At 74.1% G+C, this 25,905-nt stretch carries 22 protein-coding genes; 9 read left to right on the top strand and 13 right to left on the bottom strand.

The features are described from left to right. The coding region (locus AC6H2I_RS18965; RefSeq protein ID WP_497502253.1) for a hypothetical protein at positions 1 to 451 on the bottom strand (451 nt) is incomplete at its 3' end. Here AC6H2I_RS18965 and AC6H2I_RS18960 point away from each other — a divergent pair. The 3 genes from AC6H2I_RS18960 to AC6H2I_RS18950 are packed head-to-tail and all read left to right on the top strand — an operon-like array spanning position 420 to position 3,142. Continuing rightward, positions 420 to 2,090 (top strand): portal protein, encoded by a 1,671-nt coding sequence (locus AC6H2I_RS18960; RefSeq protein WP_497502252.1) that lies wholly within the window; start codon positions 420 to 422, stop codon positions 2,088 to 2,090. The genes AC6H2I_RS18965 and AC6H2I_RS18960 overlap by 32 nt on opposite strands. Further along, positions 2,083 to 2,370, top strand: a complete 288-nt coding sequence (locus AC6H2I_RS18955) for a Bbp19 family protein (protein WP_497502251.1) — start codon at positions 2,083 to 2,085, stop codon at positions 2,368 to 2,370. Before AC6H2I_RS18960 ends, AC6H2I_RS18955 begins: the two co-directional genes overlap by 8 nt. Before the next feature lie 13 nt (positions 2,371 to 2,383). Beyond that, positions 2,384 to 3,142, top strand: coding sequence for a capsid assembly protein (locus AC6H2I_RS18950; RefSeq protein ID WP_497502250.1), 759 nt, complete (start codon positions 2,384 to 2,386; stop codon positions 3,140 to 3,142). Between the two features lie 66 nt (positions 3,143 to 3,208). On the opposite strand, the gene AC6H2I_RS18945 is transcribed toward AC6H2I_RS18950, so the two are convergent. The 3 genes from AC6H2I_RS18945 to AC6H2I_RS18935 form a co-directional block, all read right to left on the bottom strand. Then, positions 3,209 to 4,099, bottom strand: a complete 891-nt coding sequence (locus AC6H2I_RS18945) for a LysR family transcriptional regulator (protein WP_497502249.1) — start codon at positions 4,097 to 4,099, stop codon at positions 3,209 to 3,211. A gap of 170 nt (positions 4,100 to 4,269) precedes the next feature. Continuing rightward, positions 4,270 to 5,964 carry a thiamine pyrophosphate-binding protein gene (locus AC6H2I_RS18940; RefSeq protein WP_497502248.1) on the bottom strand — a complete coding sequence of 565 codons (1,695 nt, stop codon included), beginning with the start codon at positions 5,962 to 5,964 and terminating at the stop codon, positions 4,270 to 4,272. Between the two features lie 129 nt (positions 5,965 to 6,093). Then, on the bottom strand, positions 6,094 to 7,059 hold the full coding sequence (locus AC6H2I_RS18935; RefSeq protein WP_497502247.1) for a LysR family transcriptional regulator: 966 nt from the start codon (positions 7,057 to 7,059) through the stop codon (positions 6,094 to 6,096). Between the two features lie 164 nt (positions 7,060 to 7,223). Here AC6H2I_RS18935 and AC6H2I_RS18930 point away from each other — a divergent pair, with 164 nt between their 5' ends. Beyond that, the gene (locus AC6H2I_RS18930) at positions 7,224 to 8,279 is read left to right on the top strand and encodes an SMP-30/gluconolactonase/LRE family protein (RefSeq protein ID WP_497502246.1); all 1,056 of its coding nucleotides are present in this window, start codon (positions 7,224 to 7,226) and stop codon (positions 8,277 to 8,279) included. 159 nt (positions 8,280 to 8,438) lie between these two features. After that, entirely contained in the window at positions 8,439 to 8,690 is a 252-nt protein-coding gene (locus tag AC6H2I_RS18925) for a hypothetical protein (RefSeq protein WP_497502245.1), read from the top strand. A gap of 7 nt (positions 8,691 to 8,697) precedes the next feature. On the opposite strand, the gene AC6H2I_RS18920 is transcribed toward AC6H2I_RS18925, so the two are convergent. After that, positions 8,698 to 9,474, bottom strand: a complete 777-nt coding sequence (locus tag AC6H2I_RS18920) for an enoyl-CoA hydratase/isomerase family protein (RefSeq protein WP_497502244.1) — start codon at positions 9,472 to 9,474, stop codon at positions 8,698 to 8,700. Positions 9,475 to 9,553: 79 nt separating this feature from the next. After that, positions 9,554 to 9,724, bottom strand: a complete 171-nt coding sequence (locus AC6H2I_RS18915) for an entericidin A/B family lipoprotein (protein ID WP_497502243.1) — start codon at positions 9,722 to 9,724, stop codon at positions 9,554 to 9,556. Positions 9,725 to 9,840: 116 nt separating this feature from the next. Between AC6H2I_RS18915 and AC6H2I_RS18910 the strand changes: the two genes are divergently transcribed. The 4 genes from AC6H2I_RS18910 (at position 9,841) to AC6H2I_RS18895 (ending at position 14,889) form a co-directional block, all read left to right on the top strand. Further along, a complete protein-coding gene (locus AC6H2I_RS18910; protein ID WP_497502242.1) occupies positions 9,841 to 11,526 on the top strand; it encodes a peptide ABC transporter substrate-binding protein in 1,686 nt (561 codons plus the stop codon). Positions 11,527 to 11,584: 58 nt separating this feature from the next. Further along, on the top strand, positions 11,585 to 12,577 hold the full coding sequence (locus tag AC6H2I_RS18905; RefSeq protein WP_497502241.1) for an ABC transporter permease: 993 nt from the start codon (positions 11,585 to 11,587) through the stop codon (positions 12,575 to 12,577). 13 nt (positions 12,578 to 12,590) lie between these two features. Next, a complete protein-coding gene (locus tag AC6H2I_RS18900) occupies positions 12,591 to 13,484 on the top strand; it encodes an ABC transporter permease (RefSeq protein ID WP_497502240.1) in 894 nt (297 codons plus the stop codon). Positions 13,485 to 13,575: 91 nt separating this feature from the next. Then, entirely contained in the window at positions 13,576 to 14,889 is a 1,314-nt protein-coding gene (locus tag AC6H2I_RS18895) for a glycosyltransferase family 61 protein (protein ID WP_497502239.1), read from the top strand. 24 nt (positions 14,890 to 14,913) lie between these two features. Here AC6H2I_RS18895 and AC6H2I_RS18890 read toward each other — a convergent pair whose 3' ends face one another. From AC6H2I_RS18890 to fhuF, 7 genes are all read right to left on the bottom strand, one after another. Beyond that, complete coding sequence (locus AC6H2I_RS18890; protein ID WP_497502238.1) at positions 14,914 to 17,529, bottom strand: DUF2339 domain-containing protein; 2,616 nt, start codon at positions 17,527 to 17,529, stop codon at positions 14,914 to 14,916. Between the two features lie 108 nt (positions 17,530 to 17,637). Continuing rightward, entirely contained in the window at positions 17,638 to 19,242 is a 1,605-nt protein-coding gene (locus AC6H2I_RS18885; protein ID WP_497502237.1) for a serine hydrolase, read from the bottom strand. An 80-nt stretch (positions 19,243 to 19,322) separates the two neighbouring features. Continuing rightward, entirely contained in the window at positions 19,323 to 20,300 is a 978-nt protein-coding gene (locus AC6H2I_RS18880) for an alpha/beta hydrolase (protein ID WP_497502236.1), read from the bottom strand. 25 nt (positions 20,301 to 20,325) lie between these two features. After that, positions 20,326 to 22,485 carry a TonB-dependent siderophore receptor gene (locus AC6H2I_RS18875; RefSeq protein WP_497502235.1) on the bottom strand — a complete coding sequence of 720 codons (2,160 nt, stop codon included), beginning with the start codon at positions 22,483 to 22,485 and terminating at the stop codon, positions 20,326 to 20,328. Positions 22,486 to 22,604: 119 nt separating this feature from the next. Continuing rightward, on the bottom strand, positions 22,605 to 23,882 hold the full coding sequence (locus AC6H2I_RS18870) for a lysine N(6)-hydroxylase/L-ornithine N(5)-oxygenase family protein (protein ID WP_497502234.1): 1,278 nt from the start codon (positions 23,880 to 23,882) through the stop codon (positions 22,605 to 22,607). A 10-nt stretch (positions 23,883 to 23,892) separates the two neighbouring features. Then, entirely contained in the window at positions 23,893 to 24,960 is a 1,068-nt protein-coding gene (locus AC6H2I_RS18865) for a GNAT family N-acetyltransferase (protein WP_497502233.1), read from the bottom strand. Positions 24,961 to 25,111: 151 nt separating this feature from the next. Continuing rightward, a complete protein-coding gene (fhuF, locus tag AC6H2I_RS18860; RefSeq protein WP_497502232.1) occupies positions 25,112 to 25,837 on the bottom strand; it encodes a siderophore-iron reductase FhuF in 726 nt (241 codons plus the stop codon). Positions 25,838 to 25,905 lie beyond the last annotated feature (68 nt).

Below are 25,905 nucleotides of genomic sequence, written 5' to 3'. Positions count from 1 at the left end.
CGGCGGGGCGGGGGGGCCGGGGGGCTCGGTGCCCCCCCGCGCCGGCTGCGCCCCACACCCGGGCGCGGCGGCCGCCCCCGCGCCCGCCGCCGCCGCCGGTGATGGAGCCGCCGGCCCCGCCGCCGGCCCCGCCGCCTCCGGCGGCCGAGCCGGCGGCGCCCGCGTCGCCGCCGGATTGGTGGTCGCAGCCGCCGTGGTGGGTCACCGATCCGCCGGCCTCCCCGGCGCCGCAGCCCACGCCCGCCCCGGCGGACCCGCTGCCCGATGCGGCGCCGGACGAGGACCCCGAGACCGCCGCGGCGACCGCGCTGCAGCGGCGCAGCCGCAGCCGCAGCGGCACCGTGCGCACCTCGTGGCGCGGCGTGCTCGAACCGGGCGCACTGGTGCCGACCCGCAAGCGCCTGTTGGGGGAATAGCCCATGGCCGACACCGCCGCCGCCTTGGCCGTCACCTCGGCCGCCGCCCTCTCGCCCGCCGCCACCGCCGCGGGTGCGCCGCCGGCCGTGCGCCCGGCCGCCGACGCCGCCGACCGGGCCAGGGCGCTGCTGGCGCGCTTCCGTGCGGCGCGCGACCGGCGCGCGGCGTGGGAGGGCCATTGGCAGGACTGCTACGACTACGCCCTGCCCAACGGCCGTGCCTTCGCCCGCCGCGGCAGCGCCGGCGACCGCCGCGTCGACCGCCTGTTCGACGGCACCGCGCCCGATGCGGTGGAGCAGCTGGCGGCCAGCCTGCTGTCGCAACTGACGCCGCCGTGGTCGCGGTGGCTCGGCCTGCAGCCGGGTCCGGAGCTGTCCGACGCCGAGCGCGACCGCGTCGCCCCCATGCTCGACCGGGCCGCCGGCATCGTGCAGGCCCATTTCGACCGCTCCAACTTCGCCGTGGAGGTGCACCAGGCGTTCCTCGACCTCGCCACCGTGGGCACCGCCTGCCTGCTGATGGAGGAGGCGGCCCCGGGCGAGGCGGCGGCGTTCCGCTTCGCCGCCGTGCCGCTGGCCGACGCGGTGCTCGAGGAGGGGCCGGAGGGCCGGCTGGACGTCACCTTCCGCTCCGACGAGCTGACGCTGGCCCAGCTCGACACCCGGTTCCCCGGCGCTCCCCTGCCGGAGGAGCTGCGCCGGCGCGGCCTCGAGGAGCCCGAACGGCGCTTCCCGGTGCTCGAGGCGGTGGTGCCCGACGGCACCGCCTATCGCTGGTCGGTGCTGCTCGACGGCGGGTCGGAGGCGCCGCTGGCCCTGGCCGAAGGGCGCTTCGCCCGATCCCCCTTCGTCAACTTCCGCTGGCTCAAGGCGCCCGGCGAGGTCTACGGGCGCTCCCCCGTCATGAAGGCGCTGCCGGACATCAAGACGGCCAACAAGGTGGTCGAGCTGGTGCTGAAGAACGCCTCGGTGGCGGTCACCGGCATCTGGCAGGCCGACGACGACGGGGTGCTGAACCCCGCCACCATCCGCCTCGTGCCCGGCACCATCATCCCCAAGGCGGTGGGATCGGCCGGCCTCACGCCGCTCGCCAACCCCGGCCGCTTCGACGTCTCGCAGCTCGTCCTCGACGACCTGCGCGCCCGCATCCGCCACGCCCTGCTGGCCGACCGGCTGGCCCCGGTGGCCGACGCGCGGATGACCGCCACCGAGGTGATGGAGCGGGCGGCGGAGATGGGCCGGCTGCTGGGCGCCACCTACGGCCGCCTGCAGGCGGAGCTGATCACACCGCTGGTGCTGCGCGCGGTCGCCATCCTGCGCCGGCGCGGCGCCATCCCGGACATCGTCATCGACGGCCGCCTGGTCGAGCTGCAGCACCGCTCGCCGCTCGCCCAGGCGCAGTCGCAGCGCGACGCCCAGGCCACCTTGCGCTGGCTCGAGGCGGCGCGGGCGCTGGGGCCGCGGGCGCTGGAGACGGTCGACGCGGCGGCGACGGCGCGCTGGCTGGCCGAGGCGTTCGGCGTCCCGGGCAAGCTGGTGCGCGCCGCCCCGCCCCGGTTGCCGACCCCCGCACCGCCATCCCCCGCACCGCCACCACCGGAGGCCCTGCCGGAGGCGCCCCCGGGGCCGGCCCCGGGGCCGGTCCCGGTCGGCGGGGGGCGGCCCCATGGCTGACCCGTTCGACGCGGCCGGCGACGAGGGCGGCTGGCCCTGGCCCGCGCTGCAGGCCGGGAGGCCGCCCGACGACCTCGCCGCCCCCTTCGCGCGCTGCTTCGCGGGTCCCGACGGCGCCCGCGTGCTGGCCGCCTTGAAGGCGATGACACTGGAGCGCGCGCTGGGCCCCGGCGCACCGGACGCGGCGCTGCGCCATCTCGAAGGCCAGCGCCACCTCGTCGCCACCATCCTCGCCCTGGTCGCCCGCGGTGGCGGCGCCCTTCGTTTCCCCCGCTCGTGAAGGAGACCCGTTCATGGCCGAAAACCTGCTGACCGCCTCGACCGCCGGCGCCCCCCCTCCGGCCGTCCCGGCCCCCGGCGCCGTCCCCGCCATCGCCCCGGCGGTCCGCCCGCCCGAGGTGCCGGAGAAGTTCTGGGACGCCGCCGGCGGCGCGCTGCGGGTCGAGGCGCTGCTGAAGTCCTATCTGGAACTGGAACGCCGCCTTTCCGCGGCGCCGGCCGCACCCGACCGCGGCGCCATGCTGCGGGCGCTGGGGGTGCCGGAGGGGCCGGACGGCTACCGCATCGCCTGCACCCACGGCCTGTTCGAGCCCGACACCGAGATCAACGGCCGGCTCCACGCCGCGGGCTACACGCCCGAGCAGGCGCAGCTCCTCTACGACCTCGCGGCCGAGCGCATGGTGCCGCTGATCCAGGACCTCGCCGCCGAGTTCCAGGCCGAGCGCGAGGTGGAGCGGCTGGTCGAGCGCTTCGGCGGCGAGGAGACCTGGCGGGAGGTGTCGCGTCAGCTCCTCGCCTGGGCCGGCAAGACGCTGCCGCCGGCGGCGGTGGACGGGCTGTCGACCACCTATGAGGGGGTGATGGCCCTGTACAAGATGATGACCGGCGCCGAGCCGGTGGCCCTGCGCACCGAGGGCGGCGGCCCCGCCGGTGCCGCCGGCGAGGCCGAGTTGCACGCGATGATGCGCGACCCCCGCTACTGGCGCGACCGCGACCCGTCGCTGGTGTCGCGCGTCACCGAAGGCTTTCAGCGCATGTTCCCGGGGGGCTGAGACGCGCCGGCCCCACCCCGCCCCTCACGGGCGGGGTGGGGCACCCGGAGGTGCCGCCGGCCGCTCTCAGAACGGCGTCTCGGACACCTTGCGCACCAGGAAGTCGCGGAACACGGCGATCCGCTTGGAGTGCCGAAGCTCCTCGGCGTAGACGAAATAGGCGTCCACCTTCGGCCCGTCGATGTCGGGCAGCACGCGCACGAAATCGCTCTGGCCGGCCAGCAGGAAGTCGGGCATCGCGGCGATCCCCAGCCCGCTCTCGGCGGCGCGGAAGATGGCGTAGGTGCTGTTGACCTGGAGCACCGGGCGGCGCGTGCCCGGGGCGGGGTCGCCCACCTCGAGAATCCAGTTGACGTTGGCGATCGGCGCGCGGACGTCGGGCGGGTAGGCGATCAGGTCGTGGTCGGCCAGCTCCGCCGGGGTCTTCGGCAGGCCGCGCCGCGCCACGTAGCTCTTGTGGCAGTAGAGGTGGAAGTGGATCGTCATCAGGTGGCGCTGGATGAGATCGGGCTGGCGCGGCGTGTTCATGCGGATGGCGATGTCCGCCTCGCGCATCGCCAGGTCCAGTTCGTCGTCGTCGATCAGCAGCGACAGGTGCACGTCGGGGTAGAGTCCGAGGAACTCGTGCAGGCGCGGCGCCAGCCAGGTCGTGCCGAACGCCACCGTCGTCGTCACCCGCAAGGGGCCTTTCGGCACCTCCTTGCTCTCGGTCAGCATCGCCTCGGTCATCGACAGCTTGGCGAACACCTCGCGGGCGGTGCGGTGGAGCAGTTCGCCCTGCTCGGTCAGGATCAACCCGCGCGCGTGCCGGTGGAAGAGCGGTACGCCCAGACTCTCCTCAAGAGCGCTGATCTGGCGGCTGACCGCCGACTGGCTCAGGTTGAGCGTCTCGCCGGCGTGTGTGAAGCTGCCTGCTTCCGCCACGGCATGGAACACACGCAGCTTGTCCCAGTCCATCATCCCGTCCTGTTCGCCAGACGCGGAGTTGGAAAACCCCGCCTCATCTGTTGCTTTATTCGGCGATCTCTGTGCCGACTTCGGTTATAGCGGCAACACGGCGTGAACGCACGCGCAACCGTGCCTGGGCCTTGGAAAACGCCTTCCCGGCAATCCTTTCGACGGAGCCGTCACGCGGATTTGCCCCCTGCGGCGGCGCGAATCGCGCTCAAGGTGGTGCGCGTGGTGATCTGTTCCGGGTCGACTCGCACCTCCAGCACCGCCGGGCGCCGGCTCCACATCGCCTCCCAGAACTGCGGCACGAAATCCTGCGTGCGCTCCACCGTCGCCCCGAAGGCGCCGTAGCTGCGGGCCAGCGCCGCGAAGTCGGGGTTGGTGAGGTCGGTGGCACTCACCCGGCCGGGGAAGGCGCGCTCCTGGTGCATGCGGATGGTGCCGTACATGCCGTTGTTGACGACCAGGAGGATAGGCGCGGCGCCGGTGTGGACCGCCGTCGCCAGCTCCTGGCCGGTCATCAGGAAGCCGCCGTCGCCGCACAGGCCCAGCACCACCCGCTTCGGGTTCATCAGCTTGGCCGCCACGGCGGCCGGGACGCCGTAGCCCATGGCCCCGTTGGCCGGGCCGAGCTGGCGTCCCGGCCGCCGGTACAGCAGGTGGCGGTGGCCCCAGCCCGCGAAGTTGCCGGCGTCGTTGGTGACGATGGCGTCCAGCGGCAGGCGGTCGCGCAGCCAGCCGAAGATGAAGCCGAGGTCGACGGCGCCCGCGCAGGCCTCGGGCTCCAGCCAGATCAGCGCGTCGGCCCGGGCGTCGGCGGCCCAGTCGGCCCAGCGCGGCTCGGCGATCGGCTCCAGGCCGGCCAGCGCCATGGCCATCGCCGCCGGCGCCGCCTGGATCGCCAGGGCGGGGTGGAAGACGCTGCCCGGCTCCTCGGCGCTGGCGTGGCAGTGGATCAGCACCTGGTCGGGCCGGGGCCGGCCGATCAGCTCGTAGCCCTGGGTCGTCGCCTCGCCCAGCCGGGCTCCCACCACCAGCAGCAGGTCGGCGTCGCGCACCCGTTGCAGCAGCGCCGGGTTGGAGCCCAGGCCGAGGTCGCCGGCGTAGGCCAGGCTCTCGTTGTCGACGAGATCCTGGTGGCGGAAGGAGCAGGCCACCGGCACCATGCTGGCCTCGGCGAACAGCTTGAAGGCCTCGCACGCCTCGTCGCTCCAGCCCGAGCCGCCGACGATGGCGAGCGGCCGCTCCGCCGCCGCCAGCAGCTCGCGCACACGGGCCAGGTCGGCGGCGCCGGGCTGGGCGCGGGTCGGCGCGGTGGGCGGGACATCGGCGGCGGCGGCCGCTTCGCCCAGCACGTCCTCGGGCAGGGCCAGCACCACCGGGCCCGGCCGGCCCGAGGTGGCGACGTGGAAGGCGCGGGCGACGAACTCCGGGATGCGCTCGGCCCGCTCGATCTGGGCCGTCCATTTGGCAAGGGGGGCGAACATGCGGGCGATGTCGACCTCCTGGAACGCCTCGCGGCCCAGGTCGCCGCGCCCGACCTGCCCGACGAACAGGATCATCGGCGTGCTGTCCTGCATCGCCGTGTGCACGCCGATGGCGGCGTTGCAGGCCCCCGGGCCCCGCGTCACGAAGGCGATGCCGGGCCGCCCCGTCAGCTTGCCCGCGGCCTCGGCCATGAAGGCCATGCCGCCTTCCTGGCGGCAGGTGACGAGTCGCAGCTCCGGCGCGTCCAGCACGGCGTCCAGCACGCCGAGAAAGCTCTCGCCGGGAACGCAGAAGGCGAGGTCGGCGCCGTGGCCGCGCAGGGTGTCGACCAGCAGGCGCGCGCCGGTGCGCGCGGGGGTCCCGGACGGTAGGGTGTCGGACATGGGCGGACACGGCGCTCCCGGTCGTTGCGATGGTGGGAGTTAAGGCCGCGCCCCGGAACCCTGTCAACGGCCGGACCGCCGGTGGCGCTCATCCCGGGGCGTCGGCTCCTGGGAGGTGCGATGCCGCGTTCACCCGGCAGACGTCTGCGACGTGGCTGTGACATGGCACCCGTCCGCCTCGATCTCCCAGGGAAGGCCGGCCGCGAACATCCCGGTGATCCAATCGATGAACAGCTTGGTTCTGGCCGGCGTGAACTGCCTGGACGGGCGGATGAGATAGATGCCCTCGTCCACCTCGACCTGCCATTGCGGCAAGACACGGACCAGCGCGCCCGTGGCGAAATCTCCGGCCATGGACCAGTCGCCGAAGCAGACGATGCCGATCCCCTGGCGGGCGGCGTCCAGCAGGGCGCAGATGTCGTTGGATCGATAGCTGCCCGAGGGCAGGATCGTCGCGCGGCGATCGTCCCGGCGCAGCCGCCATTCCGGCGTCGAAACCGGCCCGGTGTAGCGCAGCAGATTGTGCTCGGCCAGAGCCGCAGGCGAATCGGGAACCCCGTGGCGGTCGAGGTATTCGGGCGCGGCGCCGAGAACGATCCGGTGATCCCCGAGCTTGCGGGCGATCAGTCGACTGTCGCCAAGGGTGCCGATCCGCAACGCCGCATCGAAGCCTTCCCCGACGAGATCGACATAGCGCTCGGCGTAGTCGACCTCGATGTCGAGCCCCGGATAGCGGCGTGCGAAGTCGGGCAGCGCCGGTGCCAGCCATTGGCGGCCCATCGCCGCCGGGAAGGCCAGGCGCAAACGGCCGCGCAACGCGACACCGCCTGCCGCCGCTTCCTGCTCGGCCTCGAAAATGGCTTCGGTCGCCACCCGCAGGCGTTCGGCCAGCCGCGCGCCCGCTTCCGTCAGGCGCACGCGCCGCGTCGTCCTTTCGAGCAGGCGCACGCCGAGCCGCCGCTCCAGCGTCGCGATGCGCTTGGAAACGACGGTGGAATGGCGTTGCAGCGCCAAGCCGGCGGCAACGAACGACCCCTCTCGTGCCACGGCGAGCAATGCCGCGAGTTCGTCGGCGCGACCCTGATTGAGATCCATTGCTCAAGATTGCCCGTCACGCCGCACGACGGCAACCGGCCATTGCTGCACCGGGTGCAGCGGTCTTGTGCATTGCGCCGGGTTTCTCGCAAACGCCGCACGCGCTACGAAGCACGCCGAGACCTTCGCCACGCCGGCCCCACCCCTTGATCATGGAGACGCAGATGATCCCCTCGTTCCGTTCGCGACGATCGCGCTGTGCCCGGCGCTCGATCGCCGCGGTGGCGGTCGCCATCGTCATGGGGCTGGCCCCGGCGGCGGCCGGCGGCAGGACGCCGCTCGTGCCGGGGCCGATCGTTGCGCCCGGCGCCGAATTGGAAAGGCTGTTTTCCGAGGGATACTGGACCGAAGGCCCCGCGGTCGGTCCGGACGGCAAGATTTACTTCTGCGACCTGACGATGACGTTCGCCACGGGAATGGAGGCGGGCAACATCTGGGTCTTCGATCCCGAAACCGGGCACACCTCGCTCTTCCGGTCCCCGAGCGGCATGGCCGCCGGCATCACGTTCGATCGCGACGGCCGGATGATCGTGACGCAGGGCGCGGATTTCGGTGCCCGCACGGTCGTTCGCACCGACCGGAAGACCGGTCGAACGACGATCATCGCGGGGCTTTACAACGGGCGGCCGTTCAATGCGCCGAACGACCTCGACATCGACGACCGCGGGCGCATCTATTTCACCGATCCCCGGTATTTCGGCCATGAGGCGCTCGAGCAGCCGGTGTCCGGCGTCTATCGCATCGACACGGACGGCTCCGTCCATCTCATCCTGGCGGACGTCGCCAGGCCGAACGGCATTGCGCTTTCACCGGACCAGAGAACCCTTTACGTCGCCGAACTCGATCCTCTGCTGACCGACTGGCGCATCGACAGGGTTCCGCGGCGCAATGGCGCCATGCGGCTTTTGGCCTATGATCTGACCCCGGACGGGACGGCCGCCCATCAGCGGGTTCTCGTCGACTACGGTCAGGAGACGGGTGCCGACGGCATCGCCGTCGATGCCAAGGGCAACATCTACGCTGCGGTGTCGGCGGCGAGCCGCCGCGGCGTCCGCGTCTACTCGCCCGCGGGCGACGAGATCGCCTCCATTCCGGTTCCGGACGAGACCGCCGTAACCAACGTCGCGCTCGCCACCCGGAACGACCACACCTTCCTCTACATAACCGCGGCCACGAGCCTCTACCGGATCGAGACGACGATCCCCGATCGGCGTCGGTGATCGCCAAGCGGCACCTCGCCGTCCACGCTCCGTCGACGAACGGTGGCGGGGTGCCGCCCGCCGGGGAGGGGTCGCCCTTTGTTCGCTTGCAATCGGGTGGCGGCACCGGTATCGGGGACGGTGCCCCCGACGCAGGTGTCCTGACCGAGGAGAGCCAGAATGTCCGACCCGACTCCGGCACAACCCGCGCTGACCCGCGACCAGGTGGTCGAGATCTGCGGCACCCTGGACGACATGCGAATCGCGACCATCATCGCCACCGGCGCGTCGCCGGCGGAACTGATGGAGGCCCGGACCTGGCTGGCCTCCGACGACTATCTCGGCGGCGACCTCGGCAAATCCGCCTCGGGCCGCGTCGCCCGGCTGGTCGAGGTGCTCAAGGCCGACGAGGCCGACTGGGACGACCGCTAGCCCGGCGTTACCGCCCCCGGAACACCGGGGGGCGCTTCTCCAGGAAGGTGCGGTAGCCCTCGCGGTAGTCCTCGGTGCCGAAGCAGCGGTAGCACTCCGCGATCTCCGCGGCGGTGGGCGGCGCCGGGTCGGCGGCGCGGCGCACGAACGCCTTGTGCCAGCGCGCCGCCAGCGGCGCGCCCGCGGCGATCCGGCGGGTGGTGGCGGTGACCTCCGACTCCAGCCCGTCGTCCTCGACGATCCGGTTGACCAGGCGCATGTGGTGGGCGGTGTCGGCACCGAAGACCCGGCCCTCCAGCAGGATCTCCAGGGTTGCCGCCCGCCCGGCCACATTGAACAGCAAGGTCAGCTCCGGCAGGGCCATGGCGATGCCGAGGCGCCCGACCGGCACGCCGAAGCGGCTGCGCCGGGTGCAGACGCGCAGGTCGCAGGCCAGGGCCACGGCCAGGCCGATGCCGCAGCACGGCCCGTCGATGGCGGCCAGGGTGGGGTGCGGGCAGTCGCGCAGCCGCTCCATCACCGCGTCCATGAACGCCCCGTAGGCCTGGGCGCTCTCCGGCTCGCCGCGGGCGCTGGCGAACTCCGAGATGTCGGCGCCGGGGCTGAACGCGGCGCCATCGCCGCGCACCACCACCACCCGCACCGCCCGGTCCTCCGCGACCGCCGTCAGCGCGGCGTCGAGCCCGTCCCACATCGGCCGGTCGAAGGCGTTGAGGCGGTCGGGGTTGCTCAGACGCACGGTGGCGACGTCGTCGTCGCGGTCTACGGTCACGCGACCGGCCATGGAGTCCTCCGGGGGTGGGACGGGACGGCAATGGTCAGCACGCGGGGCGCCGCCGGGTCAAGGGGGCGCCCCGCCGCCGTCACATCTTGGTCTTCACCTCGGTGGCGGTGCGCTCGATGGCGTTGCCGCCGGCCTTGATGTCCTGTCCGACGCCCTCCATCGTGTTGCAGCCGGCAACCACGAGGGCGGCGAAGACGGCCAGCGCCGCGAGGACGCCGGAGCGGACCGAGGTGCGCAGATACGCCGACATGGGGCACTCCTCATGCAGTGACGTTCCCAATATGGCAGAGCTCACGCCGTTTGCATCCCCTCGCGTTGGTGCCCATAGTCAGGAACCTGTCGTTCCGAGGGGAGGTCCGCCGCGCGATGCGACACCGTCCGGCCGCCCTGGCCGCCAGCCTGGTTTCCGCCCTGGCCGCCCTGGCCGCCGGGGTCCTCGCTCCGCCGGCGCTGGCCCGGGAGACGCTGACCATCGGCATCAGCCAGTTCCCCGCCAACTGGCACCCGTCGATCGAGGCGATGGCGACCAAGAGCTACGTCCTGGCGATGGCACGGCGCCCGCTGACCACCTACGACGCGGACTGGGCGCTGGTGTGCATGCTGTGCACCGCGCTGCCGTCGGTGGAGGCGGGAACGGCGGTCCTGGAAACCCGGGACGACGGCTCCACCGGCTACGCCGTGACCTACACCCTGCGCCCCGACGCGCGCTGGGGCGACGGCACGCCGCTCACCACCGCCGACGTGCTGTTCACCTGGGAGGTCGGGCGCCACCCCCTCAGCGGCTTTTCCAACGCCGAGCTGTTCGCCGAGGACATCGTCGCCATCACCACCGCGGGCGACCACACCTTCACCGTCCACCGCGACCGCCCGGTGTGCAGCTACGCCGAGCTCAACGATTTCCTGGTCCTGCCGGCGCATCTCGAGCGCCCGGTGTTCGAGGCCGATCCCGGCCTCTACCGCCAGCGCTCCACCTACGAGACCGACACCACCAACCCCGGTCTCTATTTCGGCCCCTACCGGATCGCCGCCGTGGAACCGGGGTCCCACGTGGTGCTGGAGCCCAACCCCACCTGGTGGGGCGAGCCGCCGCCCTTCGCCCGGGTCGTGGTCAAGGCGGTGGAGAACACCGCGGCGCTGGAGGCGAATCTGCTGGCCGGCCAGGTCGACATGATCGCCGGCGAGACCGGCCTGCCGCTCGACCAGGCGCTGGGCTTCCAGAGGCGCCACGGCGACCGCTTCACGATCCTCTACAAGCCCGGTCTGTTCTACGAGCACCTCGACCTCAACCTCGACAACCCGACGCTGGCCGACGTGCGGGTGCGCCGCGCCCTGCTGCACGCCATCGACCGCGAGGCGATCAGCCGCCAGCTCTTCGACGGCCGCCAGCCGGTCGCCCACAACACGGTGAACCCGCTGGACCGCGTGCATGTGCCGGGCTACCCGACCTACGGATACGACCCGGCGGCGGCGGCGCGCCTGCTCGACGCGGCGGGATGGACGCCCGGGCCGGGCGGCGTGCGCCGCAACGCGGCCGGCGCGCCGCTGCGCCTGACCATCATGACCACCGCCGGGAACCGCAGCCGCGAGCTCGTGCAGCAGGTGCTGCAGGCCCAATGGCGGCAGGTCGGCGTCGACCTGCGCATCGCCAACGAGCCGCCGCGGGTGCTGTTCGGCCAGACCCTGCGGGAACGCCGCTTCGACGCCATGGCGCTGTTCGCCTGGCTGTCCTCGCCGGAGAACATCCCGCGCACGATCCTGCATTCGGGCATGGTCCCGGCGGCCGAGAACGGCTGGGCGGGGCAGAACTACACGGGCTACCGGAGCGCCGCCATGGACGGCGTGCTGGATTCGCTGGAGGTGACCTGCGACCCCGCCGCCAACCGCGCCCTGTGGGGCCGACTGCAGACCCTCTACGCCGAGGACCTGCCGGCGCTGCCGCTCTACTTCCGCGCCGACGCGCACATCCTGCCGCCCTGGCTGACGGGGGTGGAACCCACCGGGCACCAGTACCCGACCACCTTGTGGATCGAACGGTGGCGGGCGGAGCCGTGATGCGCCGGCGCTGGTGGCGGGGGCCCTGGCGGCGGGGGCGCCGGCAGCGGGGGTGCCGATGACCCGCGTGGTCGTCGACCGGCTGCTGCAGGCGCTGGTGGTGCTGCTGGCCATGAGCGTGCTCATCACGGTGCTGATCGGGCTGATGCCGGGCGACCCCGTCGACCTGATGATCGCCGCCAACCCCACCCTTGGCGCCGAGGGCGCGGCCCGCCTGCGCGCCCTGCACGGCCTCGACCAGCCGCTCCACGACCGCTACCTGAACTGGCTGGGCGCGGCGCTGCGGGGCGACCTCGGCTATTCGCGCCTCTACGCCCAGCCGGTCCCGGCGGTGCTGGGGCCGCGGCTGGCCAACACGCTGGCGCTGCTGGGCGCCGCCTTCGTCCTGTCGGTGGCGGTCGCCCTGCCGCTCGGCGTGTACGCGGCGCGGCGTCCCCATTCCCTGGCCGACGACGCCGTCAACCTCGCCTGTTTCGCCGGCATCTCCGTGCCGCCCTTCTGGCTGGCCCTGCTGCTGATCCTGCTGTTCGCCGTGTCGCTGGGCTGGCTGCCGGCGTCGGGGATGGGCCCGGTGGGGCGGGTGGAGGAGGCCGGCTGGTGGGCCCGGCTGCCCCATTACGTGCTGCCGGTGGCCACCCTGACGCTGGCCAGCGTCGGCGGCTACACCCGCTACGTGCGGGCCGCCATGCTGGTGGAGCTGCGCCAGGACTACGTCCGCACCGCCCGGGCCAAGGGGCTGGGCGAGCGCCGCGCGGTGTGGCGGCATGCCCTGCGCAACGCGCTGATCCCGGTGGTCACCGTGGTGGCCCTGGAGTTCGGCGCGCTGTTCTCCGGCGCGCTGGTGACAGAAACCATGTTCGCCTGGCCCGGCATGGGCAAGCTGATCTACGACAGCGTCATGGGCAACGACTACAACGTCGCCCTGGTGGCGCTGCTGCTGGCCACCGCCACCACGCTCGCCGCCAACCTTGCCGCCGACGTCGCCTACGCCGCCCTCGACCCGCGCATCACCTTCCGCGGCGCCGCCGGGCGGCCGGGAGACGTCGGGTGACGGGGAAACGCGCGTGACCGCCCGCCGCTTCGCCCGCCGCTTCGCCCGCCATCGCCTGGCGCTGGCCAGCGCCGTGGTGCTGGCCGTGCTCGGGGTGGCCGTGGTGGGGGCGCCCGCGGTCGCGGCGGCGCTGGGCGTCGATGCCACCGCCATCAGCCTGTTCGACCGCTACGGCCCGCCATCGGCGGCCCACCCGCTGGGCACCGACGAGCTGGGGCGCGACGTGCTGGTGCGCCTGCTCCACGGCGGGCGGGTGTCGCTGTTCGTCGGCCTCGCGGCGGCGCTGGCGGCGGGGCTGCTGGGCACCGCCGTCGGCCTGGTCGCCGGGTTCCACGGCGGCCGGCTCGACGCCGTGCTGATGCGGCTGACCGACGCCGTCATCGCCCTGCCGCTGCTGCCGCTGCTGATCGTGCTGGCGGCGGTCGACCTGACCCGGCTGGGGCTGCCGCCCGGCATGGCGGGCGGCGAGGGGGCGAGTCTCGCGCGCATCGTCGTCCTGGTGGCGCTGTTCGGCTGGACCACCGTGGCCCGGCTGGTGCGCGGGGCCACCCTGTCGGCGCGCCAGCGCGACTACGTCCGCGCCGCGGTGGCCATGGGCGCCGGCAGCGGGCGCATCATGCTGGCCCATGTCCTGCCCAACGTGGCCGCGCCGGCGGTGGTGGCGACCACCCTGACCGTGGGCAACGTGATCCTGCTGGAATCGGTGCTGAGCTTCCTGGGGCTGGGCATCCAGCCGCCTCTGCCGAGCTGGGGAAACATGCTGACCGGCGCCCAGGAGACCATCGCCCTGGCGCCGATGCTGGCGGTGTGGCCGGGGCTGCTGATCTTCGTCACGGTGATCGCCGTGAACCTGCTGGGCGACGGGCTGCAGGACGCGCTGGACCCGCGCACCCTGGGGCGGCGCTGACGGCCCGGGCCTGCGTGCCGGGCTTGCCGCGGGCCGGCCCAACGCCTAATGATGCGCCCCGACGGGCCAGCGGTGCCGGAGGGACCACGCCATGCACAGCACGACGACCGGCGGCGGGCCGCCGGTTCTGACCCTGGCGGACTGTTCGGTGGAGCACCTGGACGCGCTGCTCGGCCAGCACGCCGGGCAGGCGGACACGCTGATCCGCATCGCCGAGGGGCTGCGCGGCGTCGGCCGCCTGGCCGAGAGCCAGCGCTTCGCCGAGGCGGCGTGTCCGGCGGGCGGTGCGGCGGCGCAGCGCACCCTCGGCCTGACCCTGCACGCGCGCGGCCACTACGCCGGGGCGAGCGCCTGCTTCGCCCGCGCCGCAGCCGCGGTCGGCAGCCTGGCGGGCGAGGACCTGCGCGCCGGCCGGCACATCGCCGCCGCCGACCTGCGCCGCGAGGGCGGTGCCGGCATCACCGTGGTCGACACCGATCTCGAGGACGCGCGGGGCGGTCCCGCGGCGGTGCTGCGGCTCGACCGGGCGGCGCTGTGGACGCAGCACATGGTCCCGGTGGTCGCGGGGCGCGGCGATCTCGTCAACTTTCACCGCCGCCGGCTGGACCGCCACCTCGGCCTGTTCTCCGGCGCCGCCCACGCCGCGGCCCGCGCCGCCGAGGACGCGCCCGCCGCCCCCGACGGCGCGGTCGCCGTGAGCCGGGAGGCCAACTACTACCACTGGCTGTTCGACGGCCTGCCGAACCTGTACGCCGCGGTCGCCTGCCGCGACAGCGCACGGGCCGTGCTTGCCGCCCAGGACCACCCCTTCCAGCGGGACTCCCTGGCCGCCTTCCAGCGGCGCTTCGGGCTCGACCATCTGCCGGTGGTCCCGCCCCCCGCCGGTGCGCCGATGCTGGGCGCCCGCGGGCTCCACGTCGCGACCACCCTGTCGGTGCGGGCCAGGGTCGGGCTGCTGCGCGCCATCCGGCCGGCGTCCGGCGCGGCGCCGGCGCGACGACTCTACGTGTCGCGGCGCGACGCCGACCGCCGCCGCCTGGTCAACGAGGACGCCCTGCTGGATCGGCTGGGGCCGCTGGGATTCGAGGTGGTGTGCGCGTCGGCCCTGCCGTTCGCCGCCCAGGCCGCGGCGTTCGCCGAGGCCGCCGTGGTGGTCGGCGTGCACGGCGCCGCGCTGACGAACCTGGTGTTCTGCCAGCCGGGCACGCCGGTGGTCGAGCTGTGCGCCGGCGCGCGCCAGCGCCATTTCGAGACCATCGCGGCGGTGGCGGGGTTGCCGCACCGCGCCGTGGAGGGCGCGGTGACCGGCGCCGCGCCCGGGCTGATGGACGCCCACCAGGACTTCCGCATCGCTGTGGAGCCGGTGCTGGCCGCGCTCCGCGAGGTGGCACCGGCGATCGCCTGACGGGCCGGCGGGTGAGCGCCGCCGTCACCCCGGCGCGGCCTCGGCGGGCGGGCGCCGCACCAGGACGTAGCGCTGGTAGGCGTAGCCGATGCCCATCAGCGCCGCGCCCAGGCCGAGGAACGACACCGCGCGCCACAGCCCGGTCAACTCCGCCATGTCGACCAGGAACACCTTGGCGACGGTCGCCAGCACCACCAGCAGCGAGGCGTAGCGCAGCGCCAGCGCGCCGCGCCACAGGCCGACGGCCAGCAGGGCGCCGCCGTAGGCCAGCCAGGCCACGGACAGGGTGTAGAGCTCGCCGTCCGCCCAGCCCGGTCCGTCGAGACGGCCGCCCTGGAAGGCGTGGCGCACCGTGAGGGACAGCCACATCCAGACGGTCGCGAAGGCGCCGGCCGCCACGGCGAGGGCGAGCCCGCGCTGGCCGCGCCGCGCCGCCAGCCCGGCGAACGCCGCGGCCAGCAGCGCCGGCACCAGGTAGGCCGGCAGCAGGGCGTTGACGATCGCCGTCTCGCCCACCGGCTCGCCGGTCCACAGCGGGTTGGACACGGCCATGGTGCCCACCAGAACCTGGGCCGCGCCCAGCGCCCCCAGCACCCGCCAGCCGTAGCGGGTGGTGGGGCCGGCGTCCGGCGTCGCCCGGACGTACAGCAGCAGCGCCACCGCCAGCCACCACACCGCGTTCAGCCCCTGTTCCAGCAGGTCGTAGCCCGGACGGTCCAGCGGCCCCTCGGCCACGCCGAGACGGATCTGCAGGCTGACCAGCAGCACCGCGAAGCTGAGCGCACCGGATTCCAGCACGGTGCGCAGCAGCGGCGCCGGCGCCCCGGCGAAGCCGGCCCGCGCCGCGACGAACGCCACGGCGGACAGGCCGTAGCCGGTCCAGATCCACGGCAGCCCCGCCAGCGGTCCGTCCAGCGCGTAGGACAGCACCTCGGGGTTGGCGTCGAGGCGGACGATGACGGTCGCCGCCAGCGCCAGGGCGACGCCGCGCAGCCCGGCGACCGGGACGCTGCGGTGCACCGCCGCCGCCGCCGCGACGGTCCAGGCCAGCACCACCGTCAGGCCGACGTCGCGCAGCAGCAGGGCCGCGCCGAGGGCCAGGGCGGCCAGCGCGGCGGTGGCGTAGCCGGCCAGCACCGCCGCCCAGGGCGGGTGGTCGCGCAGCCGGGCGGCGTAGCCGGCGACCGCGGTGTGCAGGGCGGCCAGGGCGGCGGCGGCCAGGGCCCAGTCGGCATCGGGCTCCCCGGCGGCGTGCACCCCGTAGCCGGCGGCCACCAGCAGCAGGCTGCCGGCGCCGCCGACCAGGGTGAACCAGCCGGCACGCGCGCTGCCGTGGGCGGCGACGAAGGTGGCGGCCGTCAGCCCGGCCGCGGCGCACAGGGCGTAGGCGATGCCGCCGGCCCCGTCGGTGTCGAGGATGCCGCCGGCCAGCAGCAGCAGAAGGACCGCCATCGCCCCGCCGCCGGTGGCGCGGGCACCGGCCCGGTCGTCGGCCAGCAGCAGCGCCGCCAGGGCGACGGCCGGCGCCACCGTGGCCAGCGCGTCGTCGTCGGCGGCCACCATCACCAGGGCGCCGGACACCAGGGCGGCCAGCGCCACCGACAGGCCGGCGCCGTCGAGGCGCCGCAGCCGCGTCCACCAGCCGGTTGCGGCGCCGTCGGGCGGGGCCGGCCGCCGCCGCAGCCCGGCCGCCAGCGCGGTGGCCAGCACGACGTAGAGCGCCGCCGGCCAGGGGGCACCGTCGCCGCCGCGGCTGACCAGCCAGACCAGCACCCAGGCCGCGCCACCCCAGTGCAGGGTGGGGACGGCCCAGCTCCACCCCCGCCAGCGAGCGGTCAGCCCCGCCACCGCCGACACGGTGGCGAGGTAGGCGAACAGGGCCATCCCGTCGTCGGAGTCGCCGCCGACCACCGCCGGCACCGCGTAGGCGCCGACGATCCCCAGGGCGGCGATGGCCTGGCCGTGCCGCAGCGCCAGCACCAGGGCGGCGAAGGAGACGCCGGCCAGCCCGGCGAAGGCGACCGTCTGGGCCACCAGCCCGTAGAGGCCATGGGCCGCCCACACCGCGGCGTAGGCCGCGGCCACCCCGGCCCCGGTGACGGTCGGGGCGAGATGGCCGGCGCCGACCGGGCCGACGCCGCGCGCCGGCGGCCGGCGGTGCAGCCAGTCGCCCACGCCGACCATGCCCGCCGCCAGGGCCAGCCCGAGGGCGATCCGGATGCCGGGCGACAGCAGCCCCGATTCGATCGAGACCTGGACCAGGAAGGCGCCGCCAAGCGCCAGCGCCACGCCACCGATCCACACCAGCCACCGCCCCGTCAGCCGCGTCTCCAGCCCGCCGAAGCCGTCGCGCGCCGGGGCGGTGGTGGGGGCCGGCTCCGTCGCCGCCACCGCGCCGCTCGCCACGGGGCGGGTCCCCTCCGCTTCCGTCCCCTCCGCGTCGGCCCGCGGTGCTTCAGACGGAGGCGCGACGCCGGCCGGGTGGCCCGCCGCCGCCGCGTCGTCCGGCAGCGCGGGGACCACCGCGTCGAGCCGCGCGCGCAGCTCGGCGTTGGCGTGCTCCAGCCGCGACAGGCGCGCCCGCTGGCGCCGCAGCTCCACGGCGGCCAGAACGATGGCGATCAGGACGACGAGCTCCATGGGCCTCCCCGCGGCGGTGCGTGTGCGCCATCCTGCCCGCCGCCGCCCGCGCCGGCAACGGCGGCGGTCATCAGGGTGGCGGGACCGGGCGGCGGATCGGGGGCCGGATCAGGGGACCTCGCGCACGAAGGTGCCGAGGCCGGTGCGGTCGTAGAAGTCGATGGTCAGCGCCGCCACGGCGCCCGACGGGGCGCGGCGGAAGGCGACGCCGGCGCGCGGGACGGCGTTTTCCCCGATCGGCGCGAAGGTGAAGGTGTCGGCGTCATGGTGGGTGAGCGCGAAGGCGGTGGGCGCCGCCTCGGGGCCGAGGGTCAGGACCAGGCCGCCCTCCGCCTCGGCCACCCGCGCCGGTCCGTAGTAGGGGTTGGCGTAGCGGCCGGCGTAGCCCGCCGGGGCCCGCGGCGGGCGGGCATCGGCGGGTGGCGGCCCGTAGGGAAAGGCGGCCGCTTCGGCGGCCCGCATCGCCGCGAAGCTCCGGCCGAACAGGCCGAGCCAGTCGACCGTCGGGGCGCCGTGGTCGACGGTGTCGAGAAAGGCCCGGGCGATCGCCTCGGGCACGCCGACCGGCTCGCCGTTGGTGAGGACGGCGATCCCCAGCCCCTCGCCGGGGATCAGCGACACATGGGTCGCAGCGCCGAGGTAGAAGGCGCCGGAATGGCCGAGCGTCAGCCGGCCGTGGTCGTCGTACCCGACGTTCCAGCCCAGCCCGTAGAAGCCGGGGCGGCCCAGGGGGGCGCGCGGCGGCCCGGTGCGCTGGTGCGGCAGGTGGGTGGTCGCCAACGCGTCCGGGTCGACCACCGCCACGCCGTCGACGGTGCCGCCGTTGAGGTGCAGGCGCAGGAAGCGGGCGAGGTCGTCGATCGAGCCGCTGGCGCCGCCGGCGGGGGCCTGGGCGTCGGCGTCGCGCTCGTGCACCGCCTCCCAGCGCGGCGCGTCGGGGCTGCCGCGGCGCACGTGCAGCCGGGCCCGGTTGGCACGGGCGCGGTGGTCGGCGTGGCGGAAGCTGGAGCGGGTCATCCCCAGGGGCCGGAACAGGGCGGTCTCGGCCAGCGTCTCCCAGTCGGTGCCGGCGGCGGCGGCGGCGGCCAGCGCACCGGCGGTGAAGGCGAAGTTGGTGTAGTGGTAGCTGGACCGGAAGGCGTCGAGGGGCTGCTGGCCGAGGTGGTCCAGGATGTAGGCGCGGTCGTAGCCGAGATCCTCCAGCAGGTCGCCCGAGCTGGTGCGCAGCCCCGAGCGGTGGCTCAGCAGGTCCGCCACCGACACCGTTGCGGCGACCTGCGGCGGGCCCAGCGTGAAGGCGGGCACATGGCGGCGCACCGGCTCGTCCCAGGCGAGCCGGCCGCGCCCGACCTCGGCGGCGACGATGGTGGCGGCGATCGGTTTGGAGACCGAGGCCAGCGCGAAGACGGTGTCGCGGTCCACCGGCTCCGGCCGGCCCGCCGCGCGCACCCCGAAGCCCTTGGCGTAGACCACGGTGTCGGCGTGCACCACCGCCACGGCGACGCCGGGAACCCCGGTGCGCGCCATGGCGTCGGCGACGATGCCGTCGAGCCGGGCGACCGCGCCGGCGACCGCCTCCGGCCCGGCCAGCGGCGGCACGAAGGCCGGCGGCGTCGGCCGCAGGGCGCCGGCCGGATCGGCCGCGGCGGCCGGCGGCGTCAGCGCCGCGGCGAACAGCAGCAGGGTGGCGAAGAAGGGGCGGCGGCGGCGCATGGCGGATCCTTGTCCTCGGTTCGCCGGCGATTGTCCGGGACCCGGCCGCCGTTCGCAAGGACGGCGCCCCCGCCCGGGCGCTAACCGGTCGGGGTGGAACCGGCGCCGCCGGCCTCGCGGAACGCCTGGGCCACGGTGCCGGCGATGTCGCGCCGGGCCTGGTCGGCGTCCTCGACGATCTGGCCGAGACGGGCGAAGTCGTGGGTCATCCCGGGATAGACCCGGACCCGGACCGTCACACCGGCGCTCTCCAGGCGTCGGGCGTAGGCGAGTCCCTCGTCGACCAGGGGGTCGTACTCGGCGAGCGTAACGACGGCCGGTGGCAGGCCGGCCAGGTCGTCGGCCTGCAGCGGCGCGAAGCGCCAGTCGAGCCGGTCGGCGTCGCCGCGCAGGTAGCTGGCGAACATCCATTGCAGGGTGTCCGCCTCGAGCAGGTGGCCGCGGGCCAGGGCGCGGTGCGAGGGACTGTCCTGCCACGCGGCCGTGCAGGGATACAGCAGGGCCTGTGCCACCGGCAGCGGCCAGCCCGTGTCACGGGCGGCGATGGCCAGGGCCGTCGCCAGGGTGCCGCCGACGCTGTCGCCGCCGACGGCGATCCGCCGCGGGTCGAGGCCGTGGTCGCCGGCGTGGTCGAGCAGCCAGCGATGGGCCATCCGGGCGTCGTCGAAGGCCGTCGGGAAACGGTGCTCGGGCGCCAGCCGGTAGGCTACGGACAGCACGGCGAAGGCGCCGTGCCGCGCGAGGCCGCCGCACAGCCCGTCGTGGGAGTCCAGCCCCCCGAGCACGTAGCCGCCGCCATGGAAGTAGAGCAGCACCGGCGCCCCCTCCGCCGCGCCGCCGGCCGGGCGGTACAGCCGGCCCGCCACGCCGGCCGCGGCGTCGAGGACCAGGTCCCGGACCGTCACCCCGGCCGGCGGACCGTCGTCGAACGCCCGGCTCGCCGCGTCGTAGGCGGCCCGGGCGTCGGCCACCGGACGCAGGTGGAGGGGCATCTGCCCGCCGGCCATGCCGGCCGCGGCGAGGTCGAGAAACGCGGCCAGGTCGGGATGCAGGGGCACCGGGCGATCTCCCGCTTCCGGTCGTCTACCAGTGGTGGCGCAGGGTCAGCAGCACCGTCCGCCCCTGGCCGTACCAGCACCGCGCCGCCCAGCAATCGTAATATTCCTTGTCGGTCAGGTTGTTGACGTTGAGCGCCAGCTGGGACTCCTGGAAATCGTAGCGGAGCGCCGCGTCGAACAGCGTGTAGCTCGGCTGCATGAAGCGGCCGGCGGTGGTGTCCGTGTTGGGACGCTCGCCGACGTAGCGGGCGCCGGCGCCGATCGACAGCCCCTGGACCGGCCCCTCCGGCATCGCGTAGTCCAGCCACACCGCGCCGCTGTGGCGCGGAATGCCCTTGGGTGCGTTGCCCAGGTTGGTGGAGTTGCTCTCGGTGTATTCCGCGTCGACGAAGGTGTAGGAGGCGATCACCCGCAGCTCGTCGGTCACGGACGCCTTGGCCTCCAGTTCCAGACCGCGGGAGCGGTACTCGCCGGTCTGCACCTTGCCGAAGGGATGGTTCACCTGGTCGGGATCGTCGGTCAGCACGTTCTGCTGGGTCAGGTGGAAGACCGCGGCGGTGAACAGGCTGTCGGTGCCGGGCGGCTGCACCTTGACGCCGGCCTCGTACTGCCGGCCGGTGCGCGCCTCGAACGGATCGCCGTAGGCGTTGGGATCCAGGGTCGGGGTGAAGGACGTCGCGGCGCTGACATAGGGCGACACGCCATTGTCGAACAGGTAGCCCAGACCCACCCGGCCGGTCAGCGCGTAGTCCGTGCTGCTGTAGGCGTAGGGGGTGGAGCGCTCGGTGACGTCGGTCTCGGCCTTGTCCCAGCGGCCGCCGAGGGTGACCAGCCAACGCTCGTCGATCTTCGTCTGGTTCTGGACGTAGATGCCGATCTGGTCGCTCTTGACCGTCTGGTCGGTGCTCGGCCGGGCGGGCAGGGCGATCGGCGCGCCGTAGACGGGGGAGAAGATGTCGATGGACGGACCGGGGCCGAAGTAGTTGCGCTCCTCCACCTTGGTGTGCCGGTAGTCGACGCCGACCACGCTGGTGTTGGCCGCCCGCCCGACCTGCCACTTGGCCTGCACGCGCGTGTCGACGCCGAGGGAGTCGGCGCCGCCGAAGGACCCGAAGGCGCTGCGCCTCAGGGTGCGCCGGCTGGCGTCGGCGGGGTCGAGGGTGCCGCCATAGGCCGTCTGGTAGTCCACGTCCACCTTGCGGTAGCGCAGGTTCTGGGTGATCGACCAGGTGTCGTCGAAGGCGTGGTCGACCTCGTAGCCGACCGAAAACTGCTTCTTCTTATAGAAGTCGAAGTCGGGCTCGCCGCCGTAGGTGGAGCGGTCGATCTTGCCGTTGGGATTGTACAGCGCGATGCCCGAGGCCGGCAGGAACGCCTGGGTGCCGCCGCTGTCGCCGAGATCGTCGTACTGGTAGCTGCCGAGCACCGTCACGGTGGTGCGTTCCGACGGGCGCCAGGACACCGAGGGCGCGATGTAGATGCGGTCGTCGCGCACGTAGTCGATGTCGGTCTCGGCGCGCCGGATCATCCCGGTCAGGCGGAACGACAGGTCACCGCCCTCCACGAAGCGGCCGCCGACGTCGGCGGCCCCCTGGTAGCGGTTGTGGTTGCCCACCGTCAGCTCGACCTCGCGCAGGGGTGACTGGGGCGGCCGCTTGGACACCGCGTTCAGGATGCCGCCGGCCGAGCTCTGGCCGTAGAGCATGGACGACGGTCCCTTCAGGATCTCGACGCGCTCCAGCCCGTAGGGCTCCACCGTGCTGATGGCGTAGGTCGAGGACGGCATCTGCAAGCCGTCGAGGTAGAACGATGCCCAGTCGAAGGGGAAGCCGCGGAAGGTGACGAGATCCTCGCGCAGATCGGTGGACGCGGACGGGACGACGCCCGGGGTGTAGGCGACCGCCTCCTTGAGGTTGGTGACGCCGCGCGCCTTGATCTCGTCCTGGGTCACCACGGAGACGGCCTGGGGCGTCTCGACCAGCGGGGTGTCGGTCTTGGTGCCGGTGGCGCTGCGGGTGGCGGTGTAACCGACCACCGGGCCGGTGGCGGATTCCCTGGGCGCGTCTCCGGTCACGCTGACCGGCGGCAGGGTGATCGCCCCGTTCGGCGTCGGCCCGGACGATTGCGCGAGGACGGGCGTCACGGCGGTGGACCCGAGCAGGGCCGCCCCCAGGGTGAAGGTCACAACCCGTCGCGGTGCAGGAACTGTACGCATCGATATCAACCTCAAGGATCGTCTTGGCAGGGACGGCTGCCGGTTCAGGGAAATGGGGACGTGGCGTCCGTTGACTGTTCGGCCGCCGACTACTCGGCCGCCTGGGCGTGCGCGACGCGTGGGCCGGATCGCAGCGCCTCGCCGATCTCGCCGGTGCGCACGGCCATCACCGACAGCAGCGTGTCGCTCAGCCCGTGGCTGCTCTCGCACGCCCCTTGCAGGAAGATGGCGGGCTGGAAGCCCGGGCGGGTCTTCAGGCGGTAGGTCCGGTCGACCTCCATGCCGTCGAGATGGCCGGACAGCGGGGCCAGCAGGGTGGCGTGGCCGTCCCGGGCGTAGCCGGTCGCCAGGATCACCGCGTCGTAGGCGGCGGTCACCCGGCGGCCGGTGTTGAGATCGCGCAGCGCGAGGTGGATGCCATCCTCCGCCGCGTCGGCGCTTTCCACTTCGTGGCGGCGCCGGAAGCGGTGGCGGTCCCCGCCGGTCACCCGCTGCTGGTAGAAGACGTCGAAGATCCGCTCGATCAGGGGCAGGTCCGGTGCCGCGTAGTTGGTGTGCCAGAACTCGTCCAGCAGGGCCGCCCGCTCCCCGGCGTCGCGGCTGAACATGTAGTCCGTGAACTCGGCGTTGAAGATCTCGTTGACGAAGGGGCTGTCGTCGGAGGGCCGGATGGCGCGCGCCCGCATGATGAGGTCGACGGCGGGGGCGCCGGGGCGCCCGTGCAGGTCCATGAAGATCTCCGCGGCGCTCTGGCCGGCGCCGACGATGGCGATGCGCTTCGCCGCGGCATGGCCGGCGATCTCCGCGAGGTAGGCGTTGGAATGGAAGACCCGGGGATCGTCCTTCAGGTGATGGAAGCACGCCGGCACGCTCGGCGCGCCGCCCATGCCGACCACCAGGTTGCGGGCGCGGCGCTCGCGCACCGCGCCGTCCGGGTCGCGGCTGCGCACGCGCAGGACCGACACCACCCCGTTGTGCTCCTCCGGCAGGACCTCGATCACCTCCTCCCCGTGGACGCAGTGGTCGTCGAGCTGTGCCGCCGCCCAGCCGAGGTAGTCGTTGAACTCCCGCCGGCTCGGATAGAAGGTCTTCAGGTTGATGAAGTCCTGCAGCCGCCCCTTGTCGTGAAGGTAGTTGATGAAGGTGAAGCGGCTGCGGGGATTGCGCAGGGTGACCAGATCCTTGAGGAAGGAAATCTGGAGATGGGTGTCGTCGAGCAGCATGTTGCGATGCCAGACGAACTCCGTCTGCTTCTCCAGAAAGACGGCGTCGATGGGATGGCCGGCGGCGGCCAACTCCTCGAGGGCGATGGCGAGGGCGATGTTGGAGGGGCCGAAGCCAATTCCGACGAGATCGTGGACATGCATGGCGAGGTCCTCAGGCAAAAGGGTGCGGGGGTGGCGGCGCGACGGCGCCGCGCGGGACCCACAGCCGCTCGAAGAAGAAGCGCTCGCGCAGCAGCACGCCGAGCATGGCGCGCTTGTGCGGGAAGTCGAATTCCTTGAGCAGGGCATAGCCGCAGGTCGCAAGGCTGCGGATCATGCGGTCGTTGTCGGCGCGGGGCTCGATCACGATCCGCCGGGTGCGCGGGTCGTCGAGAAAGAGGTAGTGGGAGACCGAGGGCATCCACGCCGCGACGAAGGCCTTGCCGCGGAACGCCGGCTCGCCCACCAGGGCGTGCCAGCCCCGGTCGTGGTCGGCGGCGTCGCAGAACGGGGCGATGCGGTCCTCGCGCGCCCAGTACGCCTCGACATAGCCGAAGGGCCGGTCGTCGAAGCACCCGATCAGGCCGAGGGTGTGGCGGTCGGCGGCGTTGGCCTCGAGGTAGGCGCGGTGCCGGGCGAGGTCGCCCGCCTCCTCCCAGAAACGGGCGACGAAGGGGTCGTTCATCCAGCGGTGGACATCCGCGAGATCGCGCTCCGGGTCCACCGTCCGCAGGGTCAAGGTGGCGCCCAGCCAGGGGATGTGGCGGCGGTAGACGGTGCCGCGGGGCTTGGGCCCGCGCACCGGATGGCGGCGTGCCGGCGTGGTGACGTGGCGCACTGGGTAGGGGGGCCGCGGCGCCGGCAGCCACATCCCGGGCTGCTGGAAGAAGGTCTCCTGGTGCACCGTGGCGGGGCGGCCCTCGTCCGTCGCGACTCCGGCGACCGCCAGCTCGGCCAGCAGGGTGTCCGGCAGGTCGAGGGCCAGCGCCGGGATGTCGGGCCGGCGGGCGAAGGCGGCGTCGAGGGCGGCCAGCGCCTCGCCGGTGTCGGGCGGCCCGGCCGCGGCTGCCGGCGCCAGCAGGGGAGGGCGGCGCGGCCCGCCGCCGGCGACCGCGGCGAGGGTCCATCGCCGCGCCGCGCCGTCCGGCGACCGCACCGTGACGCCGTCCGCGTCGGCGACGGCGTGGACGCGCCGCCCGTCCGGGAAGGACAGGAACGGTGCCCCCGTGGCCGCGGTCACCGGAGATGAAGCAATCGCACTGACCACCGGCGCAGGCACTCCCGTCAATCGGATCGGTCGGATTCGGGCGAAGGGGGGCGGGCCGCCTGGACCGGCGCCACGCCCTCCCTGGTGTATGACGAATGACCGGACGCGTTGTTTAGGCCGTTTGTCACCGCCGCGTGCGGGCCTCGGGTGCGAGGGGACACGCCGGGCACCGGGACCGTCCCGGCAGCCGGTGGTAGAGACAGCAGTGACGGTGGCGGGGCGGCGCCGCGGCGCCGTCGCGCGGCGCGGCGCCCAGGGGATTGGCCCGGCCGTCCGGCCAGACCGGCACGTCCAGCAGATGGCGGCGGTCCTCCAGCAGGCCGGGGTGGTCGCCGTGCTCCGCCAGCAGGTGGTCGAGGATCAGCGCCACGTCGCGGGCCGCGTTCGACCACGCCACCTTCGCCGGCAGCCGGCTCTGCCGTGCCAGCGCGGCGAACACGGGCTGGAGGTGGCCGTGCAGCAGCGGCGAGAAGCGGGTGGGGGTGTCCGTCCCGGGACGGGGGCGGCCGAGGTCGGCGATGTGGAAGCCGGCGGGGCGGCCGTCCCCGTCGAAGGCCACGCGCATCTCCGCGGCGGTGCAGGGAACGGCGTGCCGGAGCAGGGCGAGCGCGGCCACCACGGGCGGCAGCAGGGCGTGGAGGTAGGCCATGCTCCACGCCGAGGCCACCGCCCGCGGGTCGCCCCCGCCGAGGAACCGGGCGTGCCGCGCCAGCAGGAGGCCGAGCCGGGGGGACTCGTCGAGCAGGGCCGACACCGGCCGGGCGTCCTCCGGCGCCGCCGCGGCGCAGGCCAGCGTCTCGCCATAGGGCGCCCAGGCGCCGCGGAACACCGGGGCCAGCAGCGCGATCACGGGCGGTCGCCCGGCCGTCGGGCGGTAAACATTCCCGGGCGCGGTTCGTCGCCTTGGTGTGTTCCCTT

Source organism: Azospirillum sp. NS33 (assembly GCF_059703765.1).
Note: the sequence above shows the minus strand (reverse complement) of the source record. Positions and strands in the feature narration are given on the sequence as shown.